This window comes from Endothiovibrio diazotrophicus, from assembly GCF_054657215.1.
Map to the genome: position 1 here is coordinate 1 of NZ_BAAHXB010000252.1, position 1,378 is coordinate 1,378.

General features: G+C 56.2%; 1 protein-coding gene. It reads right to left on the minus strand.

Going from position 1 to position 1,378, the window contains the following annotated elements; translation table 11 throughout:
- Nucleotides 1-76 precede the first annotated feature (76 nt).
- Complete coding sequence (locus ACYQ2W_RS26175; protein ID WP_459874004.1) at nucleotides 77-625, minus strand: FHA domain-containing protein; 549 nt, start codon at nucleotides 623-625, stop codon at nucleotides 77-79.
- Between the last annotated feature and the right edge of the window lie 753 nt (nucleotides 626-1,378).

Sequence of the window (1,378 nt, forward strand, 5' to 3'; positions counted from 1 at the left end):
ACCCCCCCCTCCCTTATGCCACCCTCGTCAATGCCCAACTTGCTGACGGAAAGCGGGTATTTCACCCACTGAAACGTCAATAGAGCCTCTTTTCCGTGGACTTGCCATCGTCGCCGTCGGCCACCAGATTCGCTTGCCAGGTTTCACCCCCGAACTCGACGAGCTGGCCGTCGTTGAGCTCCGTCAGCCGGCCGTCCCGGCGCAGGAACCACCGGCCGGAGTCCTCCCGTATAACCTCAAGAATCGGATGCTCGGCCGGCAGGGCGTTGTACGGACCCAATGGAATGTCGGGGCCGTCGTGGGATATCGGCACCAGGGAGCTCTGTGGCGCGGCCGCATCCAGCACGACCCAGGTATTGTACTCCTTCCCACCGAAGCGTATTTCATCGCCGGGATGGATCACTACCGCTTGTGCCGGGTTGACCCGCTGCCCGCTCAACCAGACACCGTTGCTGCTGACGTCGCGCAACAACCACGTTTGATCCTGCCAGAACAGATAGGCGTGGTGCCGGGAAATATCACTATCACCAACGTATAGGTGGACGTCCGCCCGGTTGCGCCCGACCACATGCCACGTCCGTAAAACCACCTGATCCCCGCTTGTTATATTTTTTAGTGTCGCCATCACGCCATCCTTAGTGTATCTATTACGTGATTCTTCTTGCCCGAAACTCATCTACTTCCGGAAAATCCACTTCCGCATTGCGTTCGACGCGGAATAACAAACGGAATAATTCACAAAATAAAATTAATATAAATATGATAACAATAAATAAATACAATATAGATGCGCCTGATGACAGCCTTAGCCACATCACCCGACAGGGAACGCCGTGCGCCGATTCATCATAAATTAAAGCTACGCAAATATCATCGCCCATGGGCGGTGGCAGAGATGTCGGGCAGGCGACAAATCGGCAAGGCGATCGATGGGCTTCCTACTCCTGCGGCGGCGACGCAAACTCCATGATAAAGCCATGGTTATCCCCGGCCCGCCGAATCCGTCAATACTTTATTGACAGACTACTAGGAGCCTGTCGGACTATGGGGGATCGAGTCGCGGGAGGGCAGGAGGGCGGCCCCAATTTTTCGAAAATTCGAGGAGAATAGTGAGCTATTTGACGAGGATTTTCGGAAAAGGGCAGGGCCGCCCTCCCGCTTTCGCGGCCGATTCATCCATAGTCCGACAGGCTCCTAGTGGTGGCCATTGTGCTCCTGCACCGCGCCCAGACTGACTGAGTGCGAACCGGTATCGACGCCATCGAGACCGTCTCTGGCGCTGTTCCAGCCATACACCGGGTAGTCTTGACTGAAAACGACACACCGATGCCGTAGGAGCAGGTGCCGTCGCCGACGGTCACCGAATGGCGGTTCGATG